At 69.7% G+C, this 15,330-nt stretch carries 14 protein-coding genes and 1 tRNA gene; 11 read left to right on the forward strand and 4 right to left on the reverse strand.

Annotation, left to right across the window (positions count from 1 at the left end; genetic code table 11):
- Positions 1-36: 36 nt before the first annotated feature.
- Genes ACIPYT_RS13770 through ACIPYT_RS13785 form a run of 4 tightly spaced genes read left to right on the forward strand, consistent with a single transcriptional unit; the run spans position 37 to position 3,464 of the window.
- The gene (locus tag ACIPYT_RS13770) at positions 37-879 is read left to right on the forward strand and encodes a DUF4397 domain-containing protein (RefSeq protein WP_401075275.1); all 843 of its coding nucleotides are present in this window, start codon (positions 37-39) and stop codon (positions 877-879) included.
- Complete coding sequence (locus tag ACIPYT_RS13775; protein ID WP_401075278.1) at positions 879-2,033, forward strand: glycosyl hydrolase family 8; 1,155 nt, start codon at positions 879-881, stop codon at positions 2,031-2,033. The genes ACIPYT_RS13770 and ACIPYT_RS13775 overlap by 1 nt, the downstream gene beginning before the upstream one ends.
- A complete protein-coding gene (locus tag ACIPYT_RS13780; RefSeq protein ID WP_401075281.1) occupies positions 2,030-2,653 on the forward strand; it encodes a class F sortase in 624 nt (207 codons plus the stop codon). The genes ACIPYT_RS13775 and ACIPYT_RS13780 overlap by 4 nt, the downstream gene beginning before the upstream one ends.
- 19 nt (positions 2,654-2,672) lie before the next feature.
- Positions 2,673-3,464 (forward strand): polyprenol monophosphomannose synthase, encoded by a 792-nt coding sequence (locus ACIPYT_RS13785; RefSeq protein WP_401075283.1) that lies wholly within the window; start codon positions 2,673-2,675, stop codon positions 3,462-3,464.
- 31 nt (positions 3,465-3,495) lie between these two features.
- Here the strand turns inward: ACIPYT_RS13785 and ACIPYT_RS13790 are convergent.
- Positions 3,496-3,568, reverse strand: a tRNA-Val gene (locus ACIPYT_RS13790).
- 153 nt (positions 3,569-3,721) lie between these two features.
- Between ACIPYT_RS13790 and aceE the strand changes: the two genes are divergently transcribed.
- From aceE to ACIPYT_RS13820, 6 genes are all read left to right on the forward strand, one after another.
- Positions 3,722-6,448: a pyruvate dehydrogenase (acetyl-transferring), homodimeric type gene (gene aceE, locus ACIPYT_RS13795; protein ID WP_401075665.1), complete on the forward strand. Its 2,727-nt coding sequence runs from the start codon at positions 3,722-3,724 to the stop codon at positions 6,446-6,448.
- Positions 6,449-6,479: 31 nt separating this feature from the next.
- Positions 6,480-7,676, forward strand: a complete 1,197-nt coding sequence (locus ACIPYT_RS13800; protein ID WP_401075667.1) for a PucR family transcriptional regulator — start codon at positions 6,480-6,482, stop codon at positions 7,674-7,676.
- A 102-nt stretch (positions 7,677-7,778) separates the two neighbouring features.
- Positions 7,779-8,699 (forward strand): ACP S-malonyltransferase, encoded by a 921-nt coding sequence (locus ACIPYT_RS13805; RefSeq protein ID WP_401075286.1) that lies wholly within the window; start codon positions 7,779-7,781, stop codon positions 8,697-8,699.
- Positions 8,696-9,697: a beta-ketoacyl-ACP synthase III gene (locus ACIPYT_RS13810; protein WP_401075289.1), complete on the forward strand. Its 1,002-nt coding sequence runs from the start codon at positions 8,696-8,698 to the stop codon at positions 9,695-9,697. Before ACIPYT_RS13805 ends, ACIPYT_RS13810 begins: the two co-directional genes overlap by 4 nt.
- A 69-nt stretch (positions 9,698-9,766) precedes the next feature.
- On the forward strand, positions 9,767-10,015 hold the full coding sequence (locus tag ACIPYT_RS13815) for an acyl carrier protein (RefSeq protein WP_050720772.1): 249 nt from the start codon (positions 9,767-9,769) through the stop codon (positions 10,013-10,015).
- Between the two features lie 90 nt (positions 10,016-10,105).
- Positions 10,106-11,344, forward strand: coding sequence for a beta-ketoacyl-[acyl-carrier-protein] synthase family protein (locus tag ACIPYT_RS13820; protein WP_401075292.1), 1,239 nt, complete (start codon positions 10,106-10,108; stop codon positions 11,342-11,344).
- A gap of 66 nt (positions 11,345-11,410) precedes the next feature.
- Here ACIPYT_RS13820 and ACIPYT_RS13825 read toward each other — a convergent pair whose 3' ends face one another.
- Complete coding sequence (locus ACIPYT_RS13825; RefSeq protein WP_401075295.1) at positions 11,411-12,079, reverse strand: YitT family protein; 669 nt, start codon at positions 12,077-12,079, stop codon at positions 11,411-11,413.
- Positions 12,080-12,174: 95 nt separating this feature from the next.
- Here ACIPYT_RS13825 and ACIPYT_RS13830 point away from each other — a divergent pair, with 95 nt between their 5' ends.
- Entirely contained in the window at positions 12,175-13,578 is a 1,404-nt protein-coding gene (locus ACIPYT_RS13830; RefSeq protein WP_401075298.1) for a PLP-dependent aminotransferase family protein, read from the forward strand.
- A gap of 139 nt (positions 13,579-13,717) precedes the next feature.
- Here ACIPYT_RS13830 and ACIPYT_RS13835 read toward each other — a convergent pair whose 3' ends face one another.
- Both ACIPYT_RS13835 and ACIPYT_RS13840 read right to left on the reverse strand, forming a co-directional pair.
- Positions 13,718-14,221 carry a DUF3145 domain-containing protein gene (locus ACIPYT_RS13835; RefSeq protein ID WP_401075301.1) on the reverse strand — a complete coding sequence of 168 codons (504 nt, stop codon included), beginning with the start codon at positions 14,219-14,221 and terminating at the stop codon, positions 13,718-13,720.
- A gap of 175 nt (positions 14,222-14,396) precedes the next feature.
- Complete coding sequence (locus ACIPYT_RS13840) at positions 14,397-15,170, reverse strand: hypothetical protein (protein ID WP_050721962.1); 774 nt, start codon at positions 15,168-15,170, stop codon at positions 14,397-14,399.
- Positions 15,171-15,330 lie beyond the last annotated feature (160 nt).

A 15,330-nucleotide genomic window follows, 5' to 3' on the forward strand; every position in this document is an offset into this window, starting at 1 on the left:
CCTCCCCTTCGAACGACCAACCCTAAGGAGCACATCATGAACACCTCACGATTCCCGCACCTGAAGACCACCCTGGCGGTCGGCGCCGCCTTCATCGTCACGGTCGTGACGCCGCTCTCCGCCGCCGCAGCACCTGCTGGCTCTCCGGCGGGTGCCGCACCGACCGCGGTGAGCGAGTCCGCCGGATGGCTGCGCCTCGGCCACCTGTCCCCCGACACCAAGTCCGTCGACGTCCGCGTCTCGGCCGTGAGCGGAGGGTCGACCCTGTTCGAGCTCGACGGCGTCGGCTACGGAGACGTGTCCACGTATGAGGAGCTCCCGGCCGGCACGTACACCGTCAGCATGGTGCCCGCCGGCGCCTCGGGTTCGAGCGTCCCGGTGATCTCCGAGACGGTCACGATCGACTCCGGCACCGCGACGACGGTCGCCGCCTATGGTCCGACCGACGACCTGCAGGTGCGCTCGTTCGACGACGACCTCACCGAGCCCGCTGCGGGATCCGCACGGATCCGGCTCATCCAGGCGTCGACCATCACCCCCGAGGTCGACGTGACCACGGCGCAGGGCGATGCGATCGCCCGAGACGCCCGCGCGGGTTCCGCGACCGGGTATGCCGAGATCCCGGCCGGTGACTGGTCGCTCGATCTGACCGGCGAGGGCGTGTCCGACACGGCCCAGGTCTCGGTCGCCCCCGGCAGCGTGACGACGCTGTTCGTCCTCGACACGGCGAGCGGCGGCCTGACGATCCTGCCCGTCCTCGACAGCGCCTCGGTCGGCGACGTGCCCGACGGCGGCGTCGACACCGGCGGCGGGTTCCTCGGCTCGACCGACGCGGCCTCGACGCCGCGGCCGGCCACGCTCCTGGGAGGGCTGCTCTGATGCGCCGCGCCGCACTGCTCGGCATCGCCGCGGGAGCGGTGGTCGTGACGGCCGGCGCCGCCGTGCTGGCGGTCGGGTTGAACTCCTCGGATCACGGTCCCCCCGAGTCCGCGCCCGAGACGTCCGCCACACCGCTCCCGGCTGCCGGGAGCGCCCCCGATCTGAACGCGACCGAGCTGGCCACCGCGTTCCTCGACGACTGGGTCGACGACGGTCGCGTCGTGCGCCACGACGAGGGCGGCGACACCGTGAGCGAGGGGCAGGCCTACGGCTTGTTCGCCGCGGTCATCGCCGACGACGAGAAGAGCTTCGACGAGATCTGGACCTGGACGCAGGACGAGCTCATCCGCCCCGACGGTCTGATGGCCTGGCGATGGGACAAGGGCGCCGTGGTCGACGACGAGCCGGCCTCCGACGCCGACCTCGACGCCGCGCGGGCGCTGGTGCTCGCGGGTGACCGGTTCGGACGCGACGACCTCCGCGCCTCCGGTGTCGAGCTCGCCACCGTGATCGCCGACCGGATGACCGTGGTCACCGAGCGCGGCCGCATCCTGCTCCCGGGCCTCTGGGCGGCGGATCGCGAGCCGTATGCGTACAACCCGAGCTACGCGTCGCCCGTCGCGTACGAGATCCTCGCCGATGCGACCGGCGACCCGCGCTGGACGGAGCTGCAGGCAGGCAGCGCGGCGGTGACCTCCGAGATCCTCACCGCGACCGATCTGCCTCCGGACTGGGCGCAGATCCATGCGAACGGCGTGATCGAGCCGATGCCGGGGCCGCTCGGAGAAGGAGACCCCGTGCAGTACGCGTTCGACGCGCCGCGCCTGATGCTGCGCTACGCGGAGTCGTGCGTTCCGACCGACGTCGCACTCGCGGCGATGCCGCTGGCGACCCTGGATCGCGAGAAGGAGCTGTCGTCGCGACTCGATCTCGGCGGCGGAGCGCTCGCGCAGGAGCAGTCGGCATTCAGCTACACGGCGCGCGCCGCATCGGCGCACGCCGCCGGTGACCAGGTCGCCGCGACCGTCGACCTGGAACGGGCAGCGGAACTGTCGGCCGAGTACCCGACGTACTACGGCGCGGCATGGGTCATGCTCTCCAGCGCGATGCTCACCGACGACGCCCTCGGCGGCTGCGGGACGAGCTCGTCATGAGCGCGGCGATCGGCGGACGGCGCGCGATGGGAGCGGTGGGCGCCCTGGTGCTCGCGCTGCTCCTGGCCGCGTGCGGATCCGGGTCCGCCGACTCCGGGTCCACCCCGCCGTCCGACCGCGGAGGCTTCTCGGCGGGCGGACTGCAGGATCCCTCTGCTCCCGCCGAGTCCTCCCCGGGCGAGGCGCCCACCCGCGTGCAGATCCCCGCGATCGGCGTCGATTCGACGCTGGAGAGCCTCGCTCTCGATGCGACCGGGCGGCTGGGCGCGCCCGTCGACTACGACCTCGCCGGGTGGTACGCCGACGGCGTCTCCCCCGGCGAGGTCGGCCCGGCGATCATCGCCGGCCACGTCGACTCCCCGACCGCCCCGGCCGTGTTCGCGCAGATCGGGGCGCTGACGGCAGGCGACGAGATCGTCGTGACGCTCGCCGACGGCTCGGACCTGACCTTCACGGTGACCGGTTCGGTGCAATCGGCCAAGGCCGAGTTCCCCACCGCCTCCGTGTACAGCAACGTGCCGACGCCGGAGCTGCGGCTGATCACGTGCGGCGGCGTCTTCGACGCGTCCACCGGCCACTACCTCGACAACCTCATCGTCTTCGCCGAACTCACCCGCTGACCACCTTAAGGACCCTCCCATGAACGAGACGCTCGTCATCATCCCCACCTACAACGAGATCGACAACCTCGGCTCGATCGTCGAGCGGGTCCTGGCCTCCGTGGACGCCGACATCCTCGTCGTCGACGACGCCTCCCCTGACGGAACAGGCGCGCTGGCCGACGAGTTGTCCGCGCGGCATCCCGAGGTCCACGTCCTCCACCGCGAGGAGAAGAACGGGCTCGGTGGCGCATACCTCGCGGGCTTCGCCTGGGGCCTGGAACGCGACTACTGGGCGCTCGTCGAGATGGATGCCGACGGCTCCCACCGCCCCGAGGAGCTCCCGCGACTGGTCGAGCAGTTGATCGACCACGACCTCGTGCTCGGGTCGCGCTGGGTGCCGGGAGGCAAGGTCGTGAACTGGTCGCGGCATCGCGAGCTGCTGAGCCGCGGCGGCAACCTCTACGCGCGGCTCGCGCTGGGCATCGACGTGCGGGACTCCACGGGCGGCTACCGGGTGTTCAGCGCCGCCGCGCTGCGCCGCATCGACCTGCTGCACGTCGCGTCGCAGGGCTACTGCTTCCAGGTCGACCTGCTGTGGCGTGCCCTCGAGCGCGGGCTGCGCGTCGTCGAGGTGCCCATCACGTTCGTCGAGCGCGTGCACGGCGAGTCGAAGATGAGCGGAGCGATCGTGACCGAGTCGCTGTCGCTCGTCACCTGGTGGGGCATGCGCCGCCGACTGTCGGCGATCTCGCTGTTCCTCCGGCACGGACAGAGGCTGCGATCGGTGCGCGCCCTGTCACACCGCATGCTGCCGCCCGTGCGCCCCTGAACCCGGACGCCCACCGACGCTCGACTCACGGTGGGCCCTGCCGGGATCGAACCGACGACATCCACGGTGTAAACGTGGCGCTCTACCAGCTGAGCTAAAGGCCCTGGTGCCCTCAGTCTACAGACGACCCGATGCGCACCCATGTCGTGGAAGAGGGATAGGCTGAGGGCGGCACGCGTTGTGCACAGCCGACAAGGCTGCCCGCGTCGCTTCCCGTTTCCTTGGCATGACCTGCCAGCATGACGAAAGGCTCCCCCGTGACCGTGCACGACCAGGATCCGTACTCCCAGGGCCCCCTCGACAGCGATCCGGACGAGACGGGCGAGTGGCAGCAGTCGCTCGACGAGCTCGTCGACGCGAAGGGCCACGGACGTGGTCGCGAGATCATGCTCAGCCTGCTCAAGCGCTCCAAGGAGCTGCACCTGAACGTGCCGATGGTCCCGACCACGGACTACATCAACACGATCGCGCCCGAGAACGAGCCGCAGTTCCCCGGCGACGAGGAGATCGAGCGCCGCTACCGCGCATGGATCCGGTGGAACGCCGCGATGACCGTGCACCGCGCGCAGCGCCCCGGCATCGGCGTCGGCGGCCACATCTCCACCTACGCGTCCTCGGCCGCGCTGTACGAGGTCGGCTTCAACCACTTCTTCAAGGGCGCCGACCACGCGGGCGGTGCCGACCAGATCTTCATCCAGGGGCATGCCTCCCCCGGCACCTACGCGCGCTCCTTCCTCGAAGGCCGCCTCAGCGAAGACCAGCTCGACGGCTTCCGTCAGGAGAAGTCGCACGCGCCGTACGGACTCCCGTCGTACCCGCACCCCCGTCTGATGCCGGAGTACTGGCAGTTCCCGACCGTGTCGATGGGCCTCGGCCCCATCAACGCGATCTACCAGGCGATGTCCAACAAGTACCTCGAGAACCGCGGCATCAAGGACACCTCCGCCTCGCACGTCTGGGCCTTCCTCGGCGACGGCGAGATGGACGAGGTCGAGAGCCGCGGCCAACTGCAGGTCGCCGCCAACGAGGGCCTCGACAACCTCACCTTCGTCGTGAACTGCAACCTCCAGCGCCTCGACGGTCCCGTCCGCGGCAACGGCAAGATCGTGCAGGAGCTCGAGTCGTTCTTCCGCGGCGCCGGCTGGAACGTCATCAAGGTCGTCTGGGGCCGCGAGTGGGACGACCTGCTCTCCCGCGACACCGAGGGCGCGCTGCTCAACATCATGAACTCGACGCCCGACGGCGACTATCAGACGTACAAGGCCGAGTCGGGCGCGTACATCCGCGAGCACTTCTTCGGCAAGGACGAGCGTGCCGCGGCCCTGGTCAAGGACTACTCCGACGACGACATCTGGAACCTCAAGCGCGGCGGACACGACTACCGCAAGGTCTACGCCGCGTTCAAGGCCGCGACCGAGCACAAGGGCAAGCCCACCGTCATCCTGGCGAAGACGGTCAAGGGCTACGGCCTGGGACCGCAGTTCGAGGGTCGCAACGCGACTCACCAGATGAAGAAGATGACGCTGGACAACCTCAAGACGTTCCGCGACGCCATGCACATCCCGATCACGGATGCGCAGCTCGAGGAGAACCCCTACCTGCCCCCGTACTACAACCCGGGACCGCAGGACGAGACGATCCAGTACATGATGGAGCGCCGACAGGCTCTCGGCGGGTTCCTCCCCGAGCGTCGCACGACGCACGTCGGACTCTCGCTCCCGGACGACACCGCCTACGCGCTGCCGAAGAAGGGCTCGGGCACGCAGGAGATCGCCACGACGATGGCGTTCGTCCGACTGCTCAAGGATCTGCTGCGCTCCAAGGAGTTCGGCCACCGGATCGTGCCGATCATCCCCGACGAGGCGCGCACGTTCGGCATGGACGCGTACTTCCCGACCGCGAAGATCTACAACCCCAACGGCCAGCACTACACCTCGGTCGACCGTGAGCTCCTCCTCGCCTACAAGGAGAGCCCGCAGGGCCAGATCGTGCACGTCGGCATCAACGAGGCCGGCGCCCTGGCGGCGTTCACGGCCGCGGGCACGTCGTACGCCACGCACGGCGAGCCGCTGATCCCGATCTACCTCTTCTACTCGATGTTCGGGTTCCAGCGCACGGGCGACGCCCAGTGGGCCGCCGGCGACCAGATGGCTCGCGGCTTCATCATCGGCGCCACCGCCGGACGCACCACGCTCACGGGCGAGGGCCTTCAGCACGCCGACGGTCACTCGCACCTGCTGGCGGCGACCAACCCGGCGACCGTGTCGTACGACCCGGCCTACGGCTACGAGATCGCGCACATCGTGCGGTCCGGCCTGGAGCGGATGTACGGCGGCGCCCACGAGGACCCCGACGTCATGTACTACCTCACGGTGTACAACGAGCCGCTCATCCAGCCGGCGGAGCCGGAGGACGTGGATGTCGACGGCATCGTTCGCGGCATCCACCGCGTCTCGGTCGGCGAGGGCGACGGTCCGCGCGCGCAGATCTTCGCGTCGGGCGTGGGCCTGCCCTGGGCGCTGGAAGCCCAGGAGCTCCTGAAGAACGACTGGAACGTCGTCGCCGACGTCTGGTCGGTGACCTCGTGGACCGAGCTGCGCCGCGACGGCCTCGCCGCCGACGAGCACAACTTCCTGCACCCCGAGGAGGAGCCCCGCACGGCGTACCTCACCACGAAGCTCCAGGGCGCTGAGGGCCCGGTCGTCGCGGTCAGCGACTACATGCACGCGGTGCAGGACCAGATCCGTCCGTGGGTCCCGAACCGCTTCGCCACGCTCGGTGCCGACGGCTTCGGCTTCTCCGACACCCGTGCCGCCGCCCGTCGGTTCTTCAAGATCGACGGACCGTCGGTCGTGGTCCGCACGCTGCAGGCGCTCGCCGAGGAGGGAACGGTCGACCGTTCGCTGGCCGCTCAGGCCATCGAGAAGTACCGTCTCCACGACGTGAACGCCGGCACGAGCGGCAACGCGGGCGGCGAAAGCTGAGCCATCGGTGACAGCATCGTCCGCACGCGGGATGGACAAGGCCGCGACACTCACCTGGCTGCGCCGGATCTCCGGTGACATCGCCTCGGTGACGATCAAGCGGCTCGAGGACACCCTTCCCTGGTACGCCGACATGCCACCGGCCCGCCGCTCCGCGGTCGGGCTGGTGGCGCAGGCCGGCATCACCTCGTTCATCCAGTGGTACGACGATCCGACGTCGACGCCGTGGATCGCTGCCGACATCTTCGCGGCTGCTCCTCGTGAACTGCTCCGCAGCGTCAGCCTGCAGCAGACGCTGCAGCTGATCCGCGTCACGGTCGAGGTCACCGAGGAGCGCGTCGCAGGTCGCGGCGAGGATCTCCGCGAGGCGATCCTGCTCTACTCCCGCGATCTGGCCTTCGCCGCCGCCGATGTGTACGCCCGCGCGGCGGAGGCGAGGGGTCTCTGGGACGCGCGTCTCGAGGCGCTCGTCGTCGACTCGATCCTCACGGGCGAGGCCGACGAGGAGCTCCCGAGCCGCATCGCGGCACTCGGCTGGCACGGACACGGCGAGGTCGCGGTGCTCGTGGGCACCACACCCCCGCAGTTCGACGTCGACCTGGTGCGCCGCACCGCCCGCAAGCTCTCGATCGACGTCCTGATCGGCGTGCAGGGGTCTCGGCTCGTGCTCGTGATCGGCCGCGCACGCGTCCCCGGTCAGGACGACGACGAGCCGGAGCTCGGGTTCGACGAGATCGCCGCCCGACTCGAGCCGTCCTTCGGTCCCGGGTACGTGGTGCTCGGCCCGGCCGTGGCCGCGCTCGTCGACGCCAGCCAGAGCGCGCGCGCGGCTCTCGCGGGTTTCGCGGTGGCGCGTGCCTGGCGCAGCGCGCCGCGTCCGGTCGACGCCGACGATCTGCTGCCGGAGCGCGCACTGGCCGGCGACCCCCTCGCGAAGCAGACGCTCATCGAGCGGATCTACCGCCCGCTCCAGGCGCACTCGACGGATCTCGTCACGACCCTGTGGAGCTACCTCGACAACGGACGATCCCTCGAGGCGACGGCGCGGGAGCTGTTCGTGCATCCGAACACCGTCCGCTACCGCCTCAAGCGGGTGAGCGAGGTGATCGGGTGGGATGCCACGGGTCCCCGCGAGGCGCTGATCCTGCAGACGGCACTGATCCTCGGCTCGATCGGCGCGGCCGACCAGGTACGACGGCGTGCTCCGATGCGCCGACAGGCGCGCTGACCCCGCGCGACACGCCGATTCTGTCCGTCATACACAAGGGTTCTTCGGAAACTTGTGATGGATCATCCACCGCTTCGGCCGGATCGTTGGCAGACTTGGGATGTGATTGTCGTCGTATGCCCAGGACAGGGCTCGCAGACCCCCGGTTTCCTCTCCCCCTGGCTCGAGGTGGACGGCGCGGCTGAGAGCATCGCCGCCTACTCCGAAGCCGCTCAGGTCGACCTGCAGCAGCACGGCACGCTGTCGGATGCCGACACGATCCGCGACACGCGCATCGCGCAGCCGCTGATCGTCGCCGCCTCGCTCGTGGCCGCGACCGCGCTCGAGTCCCGGGCGGGTCGCCGCGCCGACGGCGTCGCCGGCCATTCGGTCGGCGAGATCGCCGCACTCGTGAACAGCGGTGTGCTCGATGCCGAGACCGGCATGCGACTCGTCGGCATCCGCGGTCGGGCGATGGCGGATGCCGCCGCGCAGAGTCCCACAGGCATGAGCGCCGTGCTGGGCGGAGACGAAGAGGCCCTCCTCGCGCGCCTCGCCGAACTCGGCCTCTCCCCCGCGAACTACAACGGCGGCGGCCAGATCGTCGTCGCCGGCGCGCTCGACGCGTTGGCGACCCTCGCCGCCGAGCCCGTCAAGGGCACGCGGGTGGTTCCGCTCCAGGTCGCCGGCGCGTTCCACACGTCGTACATGGCCCCGGCCGTCGACGTGCTGCGCGACGCCGTGTCGTCGGTGACCGCCGCCGACCCGACGATCACGCTGTGGACGAACCGTGACGGTTCGACCGTCGCCGACGGCGCGACCGCGCTGAAGTATCTCGTCGACCAGGTCTCCTCGCCGGTCCGCTGGGACCTGTGCATGGCGTCGTTCGCCGACCAGGGCATCACGGGCCTGATCGAGCTGGCGCCCGCGGGCGCTCTCACCGGACTCGCCAAGCGCGGACTGCGCGGCATCCCCACGGTCGCCGTGAAGACCCCCGACGATCTCGACGCGGCCGTCGCGCTGCTGAACGGAGAAGCAGCATGACCGTCACCCTGAACCAGATCGCCGGCCCTGCCTACACGCGCATCTACTCGTACGGCGCGGCGCGCGGCGAGAACTCCGTGCCGAACGACGACCTCGTCGGCCCCATCGACTCGAGCGACGAGTGGATCCGTCAGCGCACCGGCATCGTCACCCGCGTCAGGGCCGACAAGGGCACCGATGCGATCGACCTGGCGACGACCGCCGCCGTCGAGGCCATCGAGAAGTCCGGCGTCCCCGCCGATCAGGTCGACCTCGTGATCGTGGCGACGATCAGCAACCCCAAGCAGACGCCGTCGGTGTCGGCGATCGTCGCCGATCGCGTCGGCGCCAACCCCGCGGCGGCGTATGACGTGAACGCGGCGTGCGCGGGGTACTCGTACGCCGTGACGCAGGCCGACGCGCTCATCCGGGCGGGTGCGGCCCGCTACGCGCTCGTGATCGGCACCGAGAAGCTCTCCGACATCGTCGACCCGACCGATCGCAGCATCTCGTTCCTGCTCGGTGACGGCGCCGGCGCCGCCCTGATCGGGCCGAGCGACACCCCGGGCATCGCGCCCGCCGTGTGGGGCTCCGACGGCTCGAAGTCCGACGCGGTCGGCATGAACAGCACCCTCACCGAGTTCCGCGACGGCGAGGTGCCGTGGCCGACCCTGCGCCAGGAGGGTCAGACGGTGTTCCGCTGGGCCGTCTGGGAGATGGCGAAGGTCGCGCGCGAAGCGCTCGACAAGGCCGGCGTCGAGCCGTCCGACATCGCGGCGTTCATCCCGCACCAGGCGAACATGCGCATCATCGACGAGTTCGCGAAGCAGCTCGGGCTCCCGGAGTCGACCGTGATCGCGCGCGACATCGAGACGACCGGCAACACGTCAGCGGCATCCATCCCGCTCGCGAGCCACCGCCTGATGTCCGAGCATCCCGAGCTGTCCGGCGGTCTGGCGCTGCAGATCGGCTTCGGCGCCGGGCTCGTGTTCGCCGCACAGGTCGTCGTCCTCCCCTGAGAACGCGCCGACCTTCCCTAGACTGTTCCACGGTTCCGAAATCAACCCCGTAAGAAAAGGAAGACCACAATGGCTTTCACCAAGGATGAGGTCCTCTCGGGCCTCGCAGAGCTGATCACCGACGAGACCGGCATCAACGCCTCCGAGGTCGCCCTCGAGAAGTCGTTCACCGACGACCTCGACATCGACTCGATCTCGATGATGACGATCGTCGTCAACGCCGAGGAGAAGTTCGGCGTCACCATCCCCGACGACGAGGTCAAGAACCTCAAGACGGTCGGCGACGCCGTCGACTTCATCGTCGCGGGCCAGGAGTAATCCAGCCAGGATGCCACCCCCGCATCCGCGGGGCGTGGCATCCTCTGCCTTGCCCGCCTTCCGTTCGACCCGCCTGACAAGGAACCACACATGACCAAGCGCATCGTCGTCACCGGCATCGGCGCCACGTCCGCCATCGGCGGGACCGCCCCCGAGAACTGGACCAATCTCCTCGCCGGGAAGTCCGGCGCCCGTACGCTCGAGCACGACTGGGTCGAGCAGTACCAGCTCCCCGTCACTTTCGCGGCTGAAGCCATCATCCGCCCCGAGGAGGTGCTGCCCCGGCACGAGGCCAAGCGCCTCGACCCGTCGTCGCAGTTCGCGTTGATCGCGGCCCGCGAGGCGTGGGAAGATGCGGGCTCGCCCGATGTCGCCCCTGAGCGCCTCGGCGTCGACTTCGCCACCGGCATCGGCGGTCTCTGGACCCTGCTCGACGCCTGGGACACCCTGCGCGAGAAGGGCCCGCGCCGCGTGATGCCCCTCACCGTGCCCATGCTCATGCCGAACGCCGCGGCCGGCAACCTGTCGCTGCAGTTCGAGGCCCGTGCGTACGCGCAGACCGTGGTCAGCGCCTGCGCCTCGAGCACCGAATCGATCATCCACGCCTACGACCACCTGCAGGAGGGACTCGCCGACGTCGTGATCGCCGGTGGAACCGAGTCGGCGATCCACCCGATCACCATGGCCTCCTTCGCCTCCGCCCAGGCGCTGTCCCGTCGCAACGACGACCCGGCCTCGGCATCGCGCCCCGGCGCGATCGACCGCGACGGTTTCGTGATGGGCGAGGGCGCGGCCGCGCTCATCCTCGAGACCGAGGAGCACGCCAAGGCCCGCGGCGCCAAGATCTACGGCTACGTCCTCGGTGGGTCGGTCACCGCCGACGCGTACCACATCACCGGCAACGACCCCGAGGGCAACGGTGCGGCGCGGGCCGTCACGCAGGCTCTCGAGGGAGCCGGGATCACGGCCGACCAGGTGACGCACATCAACGCGCACGCGACGTCGACCCCGGTCGGCGACCCGAACGAGTACGTCGCCCTGCGCAAGGTCTTCGGCGACCGGATCGACGAGATCCCCGTCTCGGCCACCAAGGCGTCGACCGGGCACCTGCTCGGCGGCACGGGGGCGCTCGAGGCGATCTTCTCGCTGCTGGCGCTGCGCGACCGCATCGCTCCGCCGACGATCAACATGACCGAGCCCGACCCGGCGGTGCCGTTCAAGCTCTCGGGCGAGGCGCAGCCGCTGGGCGACGGCCCGCAGTTCGCGATCAGCAACTCGTTCGGCTTCGGCGGGCACAACGCCGTCGCGGTGTTCGCGAACGAGCTCTGACACGCACAGACACGACGATGCGGCCCCGGGGAGGATCTCCCGGGGCCGCATCCGTGTCGAGAGGGACTACTCGCGCGGCGTCGCTCGCGCCAGCTGCTGCGACCGCGCCGTGCGCAGGCGCGTGGCCCAGGGCAGGAAGAGTCCGACGAGCGGACCGACCCCGAAGGCGAACAGCACCGTTCCGACTCCCACCGGTCCGCCGAGGAGGAAGCCGATCACGAGCACGCTGCCCTCGATCAGCGTGCGCACGATCCAGACCCGCCACCCCGTGCGCGCCACGAGGCCGGTCATGAGGCCGTCGCGCGGTCCGGGGCCGAAGTCGGCGGCGATGTAGAGACCCGTCGCGAAGGCGAGCAGCACGAGACCGAGGACGAACAGCGGTGCGCCGATCCAGACGGACGGCGGTGCCGGAACGAGCACGAGGGTCAGATCGGCGGCGGGCCCGATCAGCAGGGCGTTGGCCACGGTGCCGACCCCGACGCGCTGTCGCAGCGGGATCCACAGCAGCAGCACGACGATCGACACCAGCACGGTGACGAGGCCGTAGCCGAGTCCGAACTGCTCGGCGACACCCAGCGCCAGCACGTCCCACGGCGCGACGCCGATCCCGCCGCGCACCATGAAGCCCAGCGCGACGCCGTAGAGGAACAGGCCGACCACGAGCTGCACGAGACGCTCGACGAGGTCGCGCCGACTGGTCGCGGTGACGGGGAGGAACGGGGAACGGAGCTGCATGATTCCATCGTGACGGGCGACCCCCATCGGAGGGCACGACCAGTACTCGAAAAGTGGCCCGATGATTCCAGGCCAATCTGAGGCATGCTGGACTCATGACTTCCCGCCTCGTGGAACACCTCGGCCCCTCGAACATCTCCGGGGCGTCCGCGGTCGAGATCGCCGACCGCATCCGTGCGTTGATCCTCGACGGCCGCCTGACCGTGGGCGAGCGGCTGCCCAGCGAACGTGCCCTGGCCATCGAACTGCGACGGTCGCGCTCCACGACCACCCGCGTGTACGACATCCTCAACCAGGACGGCTACGTCTCCCGCGTGCACGGCGGCGGAACCCGGGTCGCTCTCCCCCACTCGGGCACGACGACCGTCGATGGCGACGACGAGAGCATGATCGATCTCTCGATCGCCTCGATGGACTCGACTCCCGGGCTGTACGACGCCACCGTCCGCTCGCTCCCCCGGCTCGCGGCGCTGCGCGGCACCAGCGGGTACTCCCTGCAGGGCCTCCCCGAGCTGCGGGATGCCGTGGCGCAGCGCTTCAGCGCCCGCGGCGTCCCTACGACGCCCGAGCAGATCATCATCACCTCGGGCGCGCTGAACGCGCTGAACCTCGTGCTCGCCACGGTGGGACGTCGTGGAGAACGCGCTCTCGTCGAGCAGCCCACATTCCCCCACGCGCGCGAATCGCTGCACCGGCACGGATATCGGATGCTCCCGACCCCCGTCGACGTCGACGGGTGGGACGAGAGGCATGTGACCGACACCCTGCTGCACGGCCGTCCGCACGTCGCCTATCTCATCCCCGACTTCCACAACCCGACGGCGGCGACCCTTCCGGATTCCGCGCGCGCACGCATCGCGACGACCGCACGAAACGTCGGCACGCACGTGATCGTCGACGAGACGACGGCAGAACTCGACATCGACCGCGGGTGGGCTCCCCGTCCCTTCTCGGCGTTCAGCCCCGAGGTCATCACACTCGGATCCATGTCGAAGATCGCGTGGGGCGGGCTCAGGCTCGGCTGGATACGCGCCGAGCGCGGGCTCGTGGGGCGGCTGCTCGCGACACGACCCTCGTTCGAACTGGGTACGGCACTCCTCGAGCAGTGCATCGCGATCGAGCTGCTGCAGGACATGCCGGCGCTGACCGCCCATGTGGCGACACGGCTCCGCGACGGTCGTGCCGCGGTCGCGGCCGGGCTCGCACGGCTGGACGGCGTCGAGATGCCGTCCACACCCGGAGGGCTGTCGACATGGCTGGATCTCGGCGAACCGATCTCGACGGCGCTGTCGCTCGCAGCGCGTGACCGCGGACTCGTGCTGCCACCGGGTCCGCGCTTCGCGACGGGCGGGGTGCTGGAGCGCCGTGTCCGCATCCCGATCACGCTGTCGCCTGAGCGGACCACGCAGGCGATGGAGCGACTGAGCATGGCCTGGAGCGACGTGCACGCGGGTGACGAACCGCGAACGCTCGCTCTTCCGCACGCGGCGGTGATCTGAGCGCAGACGAGGACCCCACCCTTTCCGGGGCGGGGTCCTCGTCATCTGGAACGGGAATTCGCTTCCTCAGCGTCCGGGATGAGTCACCGGCATCCGATACTCGCGCCTCCCCGTTCCACGTTCATGCGGCGGCGATCGCTCAACCGACCTTGTGGAGCCAGACGACCCGGGCGTCGTCGCTCGCGTGGCGGAACGGTTCGAGCTCCTCGTCCCATGCCGATCCGAGTGCGATGTCGAGCTCACGCTGCAGCTCGAGCGCGCTGCCCGCCGCGATCTCCATCGCGTAGCGGATGCGATCCTCGCCGATCACGATGTTGCCGGCCGCGTCCGTCTGCGCGTAGTGGATGCCGAGATCCGGCGTGTGCAGCCACCGGCCCCCGTCGCTGCGGGGCGTCGGGTCCTCGGTCACCTCGAAGCGCAGATGCTCCCAGCCGCGGATCGCCGTCGCGAGCGCGGCTCCCGTGCCGACCGGCCCGTCCCAGTAGAACTCGGCGCGTCGGGCGCCGTCGAGCACGGGCTGATCGCTCCAGTCGAAGCTGACCGCACGACCGATAGCGCGTCCCACCGCCCATTCCAGGTGCGGGCAGAGCGCGCGAGGTGCGGAGTGGATGAACACCACTCCGCGTGCGTGTGCCGTCGCCATGATCTCTCCGTTTCATCAGGTGCGTCTTCCCCAACGACCTGAACCCACGGGATCCGGCGAGATATGCGGTTATGCACCCATTCTCGCCCAGACACGAGGAAATCACAAGCGTGTGATTCGTGACACGACGAGAGCCCCGGCCGCATGCGACCGGGGCTCTCGGAGCGGGAGGCGCTTACGCCTCGCTCATGGCCTGCTTGACCTGCTGACCCTTGGCCGCGTAGTAGGCGGCGCGGGCGGCGTCGCGACGCGCCTGCTCGGCGTAGCCCGCCTCCAGCACGTCCTGCGGCACCTCGACGTTCGGCACGTCCTGCGTGCCGTTGTACTTCTCGATGTAGGCGTCGAGCTCCGGGCCCGAGGTCCACGACGTGATGAGGCAGTAGCGGGGCTCGGTGCCGACGTGCGTCGCGGCGTGCCACAGACGCTGAGTGTCGACGATGAGCTGCGCGCCGGCCGGGAGGGCGATGCGGTACTCGATGCTCGGGTCGGTGCGGTTCTCGCGCAGGACGAAGAAGCTGTCCTTGTCGTCCGTGAGGTTGAAGAAGCCGCGCACGACCCAGCCGGTGCCGTCGGGGTTCAGACGGTTGTTGTCGTCCTGGTGCAGGTTGTACAGGCACTCCCCGTACGGGGTCGGCTGCAGCTCGATCACGCGGCAGCGGCCGACGTTCGCACCCGGCTCCTGCGCGCGACGCGTGAGATTCGGAGCCTTGGCGGTCTGCGAGTCGATCCAGACGCCGTCCTTGTCGGTGCGCGGCGGCTTGTGGTTCCAGAAGCCGTTGCACTCGATCTCGCCCTTCGCGCTCGCGAGAGGCGCGAAACGGGTGTCGCCCGAGGACTTCCAGTCGTTGTACTCGATGTCCAGCCACTCCTTGGGGTCGAGTTCCTGGTTGTAGCTGTCGAGCACGACGAAGCCCTTGTCTTCGAGCGCCTTCGAGGTGATGTATCCCATGATCGAGGTCATGTCCTTTCATCGGGGGCCAGCACGTTTTAACAGGCCCTGATAAGGCAAGCCTAACAGCGAGCGTCGGGAGCGCTGCCGAGGGTCGCCGTGAATAAGCGAATAGACTGGATCGGGCGCCCGGGCGACTCCTCGACGGCGTGCGCACGGG

It is taken from the genome of Microbacterium sp. NPDC089695, assembly GCF_044749085.1.
Classification (GTDB): Bacteria; Actinomycetota; Actinomycetes; order Actinomycetales; family Microbacteriaceae; genus Microbacterium.

Bases quoted from the DNA above. Each gene is read 5' to 3' on its own strand.
- ACIPYT_RS13770 (WP_401075275.1), top strand. From the start codon at position 37: ATGAACACCTCACGATTCCCGCACCTGAAGACCACCCTGGCGGTCGGC.
- ACIPYT_RS13775 (WP_401075278.1), top strand. From the start codon at position 879: ATGCGCCGCGCCGCACTGCTCGGCATCGCCGCGGGAGCGGTGGTCGTG.
- ACIPYT_RS13780 (WP_401075281.1), top strand. From the start codon at position 2,030: ATGAGCGCGGCGATCGGCGGACGGCGCGCGATGGGAGCGGTGGGCGCC.
- ACIPYT_RS13785 (WP_401075283.1), top strand. From the start codon at position 2,673: ATGAACGAGACGCTCGTCATCATCCCCACCTACAACGAGATCGACAAC.
- ACIPYT_RS13800 (WP_401075667.1), top strand. From the start codon at position 6,480: ATGGACAAGGCCGCGACACTCACCTGGCTGCGCCGGATCTCCGGTGAC.
- ACIPYT_RS13810 (WP_401075289.1), top strand. From the start codon at position 8,696: ATGACCGTCACCCTGAACCAGATCGCCGGCCCTGCCTACACGCGCATC.
- ACIPYT_RS13815 (WP_050720772.1), top strand. From the start codon at position 9,767: ATGGCTTTCACCAAGGATGAGGTCCTCTCGGGCCTCGCAGAGCTGATC.
- ACIPYT_RS13820 (WP_401075292.1), top strand. From the start codon at position 10,106: ATGACCAAGCGCATCGTCGTCACCGGCATCGGCGCCACGTCCGCCATC.
- ACIPYT_RS13825 (WP_401075295.1), bottom strand. From the start codon at position 12,079: ATGCAGCTCCGTTCCCCGTTCCTCCCCGTCACCGCGACCAGTCGGCGC.
- ACIPYT_RS13830 (WP_401075298.1), top strand. From the start codon at position 12,175: ATGACTTCCCGCCTCGTGGAACACCTCGGCCCCTCGAACATCTCCGGG.
- ACIPYT_RS13835 (WP_401075301.1), bottom strand. From the start codon at position 14,221: ATGGCGACGGCACACGCACGCGGAGTGGTGTTCATCCACTCCGCACCT.
- ACIPYT_RS13840 (WP_050721962.1), bottom strand. From the start codon at position 15,170: ATGGGATACATCACCTCGAAGGCGCTCGAAGACAAGGGCTTCGTCGTG.